This window comes from Algoriphagus sp. UBA3586 (assembly GCF_002376385.1).
In the GTDB taxonomy this organism is placed as follows: domain Bacteria; phylum Bacteroidota; class Bacteroidia; order Cytophagales; family Cyclobacteriaceae; genus Algoriphagus; species Algoriphagus ornithinivorans.
In genome coordinates, this window is sequence record NZ_DFMT01000041.1 from 64092 (window position 1) to 70091 (window position 6000).

Annotated in this window: 6 protein-coding genes; 3 read left to right on the forward strand and 3 right to left on the reverse strand. The window is 38.6% G+C overall.

Annotated features, from left to right (window positions below; all coding sequences use genetic code 11):
- Positions 1-43 precede the first annotated feature (43 nt).
- Entirely contained in the window at positions 44-760 is a 717-nt protein-coding gene (locus B2906_RS14600) for a DNA alkylation repair protein (RefSeq protein ID WP_286940720.1), read from the reverse strand.
- Positions 761-850: 90 nt separating this feature from the next.
- Here B2906_RS14600 and B2906_RS14605 point away from each other — a divergent pair, with 90 nt between their 5' ends.
- The 3 genes from B2906_RS14605 to B2906_RS14615 all read left to right on the forward strand — a co-directional run bounded on the left by B2906_RS14605 (position 851) and on the right by B2906_RS14615 (position 4009).
- Positions 851-2845: a tetratricopeptide repeat-containing sensor histidine kinase gene (locus B2906_RS14605; RefSeq protein ID WP_286940721.1), complete on the forward strand. Its 1995-nt coding sequence runs from the start codon at positions 851-853 to the stop codon at positions 2843-2845.
- Positions 2835-3470: a response regulator gene (locus tag B2906_RS14610; protein ID WP_219956952.1), complete on the forward strand. Its 636-nt coding sequence runs from the start codon at positions 2835-2837 to the stop codon at positions 3468-3470. The genes B2906_RS14605 and B2906_RS14610 overlap by 11 nt, the downstream gene beginning before the upstream one ends.
- 263 nt (positions 3471-3733) lie before the next feature.
- Positions 3734-4009, forward strand: a complete 276-nt coding sequence (locus B2906_RS14615) for a hypothetical protein (RefSeq protein ID WP_219956953.1) — start codon at positions 3734-3736, stop codon at positions 4007-4009.
- 6 nt (positions 4010-4015) lie between these two features.
- On the opposite strand, the gene B2906_RS14620 is transcribed toward B2906_RS14615, so the two are convergent.
- Positions 4016-4885 (reverse strand): nucleoside phosphorylase, encoded by an 870-nt coding sequence (locus B2906_RS14620; protein ID WP_219956954.1) that lies wholly within the window; start codon positions 4883-4885, stop codon positions 4016-4018.
- Positions 4863-5867 carry a rhodanese-related sulfurtransferase gene (locus tag B2906_RS14625; RefSeq protein WP_219956955.1) on the reverse strand — a complete coding sequence of 335 codons (1005 nt, stop codon included), beginning with the start codon at positions 5865-5867 and terminating at the stop codon, positions 4863-4865. Before B2906_RS14625 ends, B2906_RS14620 begins: the two co-directional genes overlap by 23 nt.
- Positions 5868-6000 lie beyond the last annotated feature (133 nt).

Below are 6000 nucleotides of genomic sequence, written 5' to 3' on the forward strand. Positions count from 1 at the left end.
GTGTATTTCACATGTTCAGCTTTTTAATTTTATACTTCTGATTTCAAATTCTTCCCTTCAAAAATTCCTGCCTCAATTCTTCCGGAAACTTCTCAATCGCATACCGCAATGCCGTTCTTGGCATCGTGTGATAATGCTTTTTTAGAAATTCAAATTCTGTTTCGAAATCCCGGTTACCAATTTCTCGCAACATCCAGCCGACGGCCTTGTGCATCAGGTCATGGGAATGGTTTTTGAGTTTTTCGGCCAAGGCCAAGACATCGGTAAAATCTCCTTTTTTGATCCAAAAATAGCTACTGATCATCGCAATCCGCTGTCTCCAGAGATGGCCTGAATCTGCTAGCTCATAAAATAAGTCCTTCTCCTTTTTCCAATAATACTCCCCTAAAATAAAATGACAGCTCGTATCCACGAGGTCCCAATTGTTTACAAAGTCCAAATGAGCTAAATAAAAATCAACCAACTCCTTTCTTAAATCCTCTGTTTTGCATTTTTCATAGCGATAGACCAAAGCCAAAAGCCCTGTCAACCTCACTTCGTGATAAGGATTTCTCACCAATTCAGATAACTCATTTAGGCTGATCTCCTTATAAAACTGCTTAGCTATCTTTCGCTGATCAGGCACCTTCACACCCAAAAACAGATCACCTTCCCCATATCCTCCCGGGAAAGCCTTGAAAAATTTTGGGAAAAAGGCCGCTTTTTCAGGAATGGCTTTTTCATTTAAGGCCAGGGTAATTTGTTCCGTCAGCTCACTCATAACTGTAAATAATTGATTTTTCCTCAATTTCTGAAACAAAAATATTAACCCATTGAAAACTAACTGATTTATATATCTTTGGTCATGGAGATGGAAATTTTTAAAAAGTTTTTGGTATTTCTCATCAGCATTGGCTTTTCTTCGATTTTACTAGAAAACCCCGCTCTTTCGCAAGAAAAGTCTCTTAATAGCATTATTGAAATTGAAAAATCCCTGGAAAAAGAGGATTTAAAGGACCCTGAAAGATATCAGCTCCTACTTCAAGCTATTCAGATTTATAATAATGAAAAAGCATATGAAAAGTTGGCGAAAAGCAGCATCCAGCTATTTCAAACCCCGGCAACAGATCCGGATGCGGACATTCAAAAGAAAGAAATCCTAAAGGAGGCTGTTCGGTATGAGTCAGAAATTCAGGATTCATTAATTAAAGGCAACCTACATTTAAAATTAGCTGCATCTTATTTCAATGAACAAAAATTCGACTCTGCCATAGTGGAATATACCAAAGCTATCGATAGATTTTCTTCAAAGGATTCACTTTATATAGCAGATGGTTACTTTTTTCGAGGTCAGGCTGAAGACTATTATGGCAATATGCTTCAAGCCATGAAAGACTACCAAACTGCTAGAATCATTTATCAAAATTTGGAAGACTTCGAATATGTGGATTTCGTGAATGGAGGGCTTGCCATTTTATTCAGCAAATATGGTATCTATCAGGAAGCTGAGGAAATCCGGAATGAGTTGATCCAAAAATCCATTAAATCCGAAAATTTCAGCGATGCAGGAATTCAATTTTTCAATCAATCGGAAGATTATAGAAAGCAAAAGAAGTCTGAAAAACGAATAAAAGCCTTGCTTAAAGCAGACTCCTTAGAAAATATTTCCAACAGCAACCCATACTTTAAAACTGTTCTGAAGTTCAACCTTTCCATCTATTATGGGGAAATGGGAGATTTGACCAAGGCTAAAGAGTATTTCAACGAAGGTGAAAAAGCAATGAGTCAAGTTCCGGAACTGGATCAAAATTCAGGATCTTATCTCATGGCTCAGACAAGGCTTCTTTTGAGTGAAGGGAAAATTTCATCAGCGATTCAATCAGGAGAAAAGCTATTGAGGATTTCCAAGGAAGCATCTAATATGGATCATTTGTCTATAGCATACCAGCTCTTAGAAGAAGCCTACAGAAAATCCGGTCAACCTGCCAAAGCTCTGGATTATCTGACTGCATTCAAGAGCTATCAGGATTCAATTTTCGAAGTCAATCAAGCAAATTCCTTTGCCTACTACCAAACATTGTATGAGACTGAGCGGAAAGAGAATGAACAGCTTTCCAAATCACTAGAAGTGGAAAATTTGAAAGAAAGCTCCAGAAGAAGAAATCTGATTTTCGGGGGGACTCTACTCCTACTTTTGGGTGGATCTGGATTTGGTTTTCTGGCCTTTCAATTAAAAACCAGCAAAAAAGAAAAAGCCTCGCAGGAGAACTTTTCACGAGAGTTGCTCAAAACTCAGGAAGAGGAAAGGAAAAGAATATCGAAAGACCTGCATGATGGGTTGGGGCAAAGCTTATTATTGATTAAAAATAAGGTGGCCTTAAATCAATCGGAAAATGCCGGTGATATGCTAGATACAGCCATCAATGAATTGAGATCAATCGCAAGATCCCTTCATCCAATGCAATTGGAAAAATTGGGACTTTCTAAAGCTTTGGAGCAAATGCTGGAGCAGATTGATAGGGAAACTCAGCTCTTTGTATCTTCTGAGATTGAAGAAGTAAAGGGTTTCTTGCCTAAGGAAAAAGAGCTTCAATTATATAGGATAGCACAAGAAGGAATTAATAATATTTTAAAACATAGCCAAGCAGAAGGGATGAAGCTTGAGCTCCTTAAACATAATAGCCATGTGGAATTGATCATTGAGGATAATGGAAAAGGCTTTGATTTTTCGGAGAAATTCAATGATTTTCATAGCTTAGGATTGAAAACATTGAAAGAAAGGACTGCTGCAATTTCAGGTACAATGAAGGTGAACAGTGAAAAAGGAAAGGGTACCAAACTCAGTTTTTTAGTATATGCAAACTAAACCTACTCAGGTAATCATAGCAGACGATCATCCTATTCTACTCAAAGGTCTTCAGGATTTTTTGAATGATTTGGGATTAGAAGTAGTAGGAGCTTCTCAAGACGGAATTTCAGCTTTGGAAAAAATCCGCCAACTCCAGCCTCCATTGGCAATTTTGGATTTGGATATGCCAGGAATGACCGGACTGGAAGTCGCAGCAACATGTAAGGCCGAAGATTTAAATACCAAGATAATCCTCCTCACCCTCCATAAAGAGCTTTACTTATATCATCAAGCCAAGGAATTGAATCTTTCCGGATATATTCTTAAGGATTTTGCCCTGACGGATCTTTCGAAAGCTATTGATCAAGTATTGAATGGAGAAAGCTTTTTCAGTGAAAAGATATTCGAAGAATTAGAAAAGCATCAAAAAGATCAAAACAATCATTCTCTTACCCCTTCAGAGAAAAAAATCTTACGCTTAATCGCTGAAGGACTGGCTACCAAGGAAATTGCGGATAAACTTTTTATTTCGGAAAGAACTGTTGATAAGCATAGGTCAAATATGATAAGCAAGTTGAACTTGGAGAAAAAACATAATTCCTTATTAATCTGGGCTCAAAAAAATAAGGAGCTGATAGGTTAAACCCGGATTATGCATTAGAATCTGTAGTGAGAGGTCAAACCGCAATAAAATCAAGTATTTAGCGAATGAAGCATAGCACCGCTACGGTGATTGAGCTAAATACAGCAAAGCGATTGATTTTGAAGCGGTTTGGACTCGTAATAAGAAGTCTACTGCATATTTCGGGTTAAAGGTATTTTTTACAAAAAATACGTATTTCTACGTATTGCCGTAGGCCCGCTTTAGGCTTAAGTTTGAAATGTATTCAGTAAACAATTTTTTCTATGAAAATTTCAAGTGCAGTTGGCGAATTTAAAATTCTACAAACCGTGAAAAACAGAGATGAACTGTTGGTTTTGGGATCTTGGAATGATTTGGTGAGACTCTTTGACAGTAGCCGAACTTTCTTGGTTAATAGAGCTGAAAACCTATTTGGCCTCTATTTGTGCAAACAAGAGTGTGCTGATTTTTTAACTAAAATATTGCAACAAATTGACAATCAGGATAGCGAGGATTTCAGAATTGAAAAAAACTTGACTGAAAAAAGATATCTAGCGTAAGGGTGATCATTTTTTAACAGCTAATAGTTCCAAAGCTGCGTGAATCATACGATCCACGGTTTTTTCAGCTTTTTTATCAAACTCTCTATTTGGCCGATTAGCAACAATGGCATTCAAGCTGAGCATTTGATGGCCTAAAAGTTCCCCCATCGCATAGTAGCCTGCTGTCTCCATTTCAAAGTTGGTCAGCCGTCTTCCATTCACTTCCAGTCCAGCCAATCTTTCAATAAATTGATCAAATCTAGGCTTTAATCTCACTTCTCTTCCTTGGGGAGCGTAGAAACCAGGGCAAGTAAGCGTTACTCCCTTTTCAAACCTATCGTCCAGTCTATTCACCAACTTGAATGCTGCTCTTGCCTGATAGGGGCGGAAAGGTAAGTTCAATTCGCCCTGAATAGCCTGAGCTATTTCTTGATTTCCAGACAAGGGTGGATAGTAGCTCATTAAACTATCCATTCCGATGGCAATTTCACTCGCCAAAAGAGTACCTACAGCAAGATCAGCCTGCATGGCACCTGAAGTCCCCAATCTAATTATTTGAAGGCTAGTTTTTTCTTCTTTCACCGTACGGGTTTCAAAATCCACATTCACCAAAGCATCCAGCTCTGTCATGAGGATTTCTATATTATCGGTACCCATTCCGGTACTCATCACGCTTACCCGCTGACCATTTAGCGTTCCAGTGTGCGTAACAAATTCTCTTTTTTGAGTTTGGAAGTCTATGCTATCAAAATTTCTGGAAACCAAAGGAACACGCTCAGGATCCCCTACTGTAAAAATAACTGAAGCCAGATCTTCTGGCTTCAGATGCAAATGATAAATACTTCCATCAGAATTGATAATTAATTCCGACTCAGGAATGCGATGCTTCTCCATGCAATTTTTGAATTTTTTCCTTGTCTGGCTTTCTGTGTAAGCCTTTGTAAGGATTGTAACCGTTGGTGTTTTTCTGATAGTATCCGGTTCCGTCATATGGCCTTTTTTCCGGATTTTCTTTACACTCGCTTGAGCATGCTCCTTCATATTCCCATCCACAGTTTTCACAGATCGGCACATGAATATTGCAGGTTGGATTGGCACAATTGACCATACGATCAGATTTGGTCCCACAAATATGACATTCAGAGACTATAGTTGGATTGACATTATTCACGTCAACTGCGATTCTGTTGTCAAAGACATAACATTTGCCCTCGAAATCCTCTCCTCCAGCTTCCATACCATACTTGATGATACCACCGTGAAGCTGATACACGTCTTCAAACCCCTGTTCCAAAAGAAAAGCTGAGGCCTTTTCACATTTGATTCCTCCAGTACAATAGGTCAGTACTTTTTTGTTTTTCAAATGCTCCAACTCTTTCACTTTCTGAGGAAAATCCCTGAAATTATCAATATCCAAGGTTAGGGCATTTTTAAAACGACCCAATTCATGCTCATAATTGGAGCGAACGTCCAAAATCACCACATCTTCCTGATCTTTTAATTTCTTAAACTCCTCAGGCTCGAGATGTTTGCCAGTTTTCACATTTGGATCTAAATGACGCAATGAAGAGTGGACGATCTCAGGCTTGTAACGGACATGAATTTTGGTAAATGCATGCTTATCATGATGATCGATTTTAAATTCGGTCTTCGCAAAGCGTGGATCTGCATGAATGTAGGCCATGTACTTTTCACAGTCTTCTTTCAAACCTGAAACTGTTCCGTTCAGCCCCTCATCAGAAATGATGATACGACCACGGATATTGTTCTCAACACAAAATAAGTGATGTTCTTCTCTGTACTGCTCGGCATCTTCGATTTTGGCGTAGCAGTAGTATAGCAGGATGCTATAGTCTTTGTTTTTGTTCTCTTCCATAACTTGAGCCCTGTTTCGGCAGGGTGTTTGGTTTTTGTTTGATGTCCGATGGTGGATGTCCGATGATTCACTTCATTATTCGGTGTTCGACATTCAGCATTCGATATTACTTTTTATGTGTATCCGCATCAAT

Excerpts from the sequence above, each read along its gene's own strand:
- B2906_RS14600 (WP_286940720.1), bottom strand. The coding sequence starts at position 760 with ATGAGTGAGCTGACGGAACAAATTACCCTGGCCTTAAATGAAAAAGCC.
- B2906_RS14605 (WP_286940721.1), top strand. The coding sequence starts at position 851 with ATGGAAATTTTTAAAAAGTTTTTGGTATTTCTCATCAGCATTGGCTTT.
- B2906_RS14610 (WP_219956952.1), top strand. The coding sequence starts at position 2,835 with ATGCAAACTAAACCTACTCAGGTAATCATAGCAGACGATCATCCTATT.
- B2906_RS14615 (WP_219956953.1), top strand. The coding sequence starts at position 3,734 with ATGAAAATTTCAAGTGCAGTTGGCGAATTTAAAATTCTACAAACCGTG.
- B2906_RS14620 (WP_219956954.1), bottom strand. The coding sequence starts at position 4,885 with ATGGAGAAGCATCGCATTCCTGAGTCGGAATTAATTATCAATTCTGAT.
- B2906_RS14625 (WP_219956955.1), bottom strand. The coding sequence starts at position 5,867 with ATGGAAGAGAACAAAAACAAAGACTATAGCATCCTGCTATACTACTGC.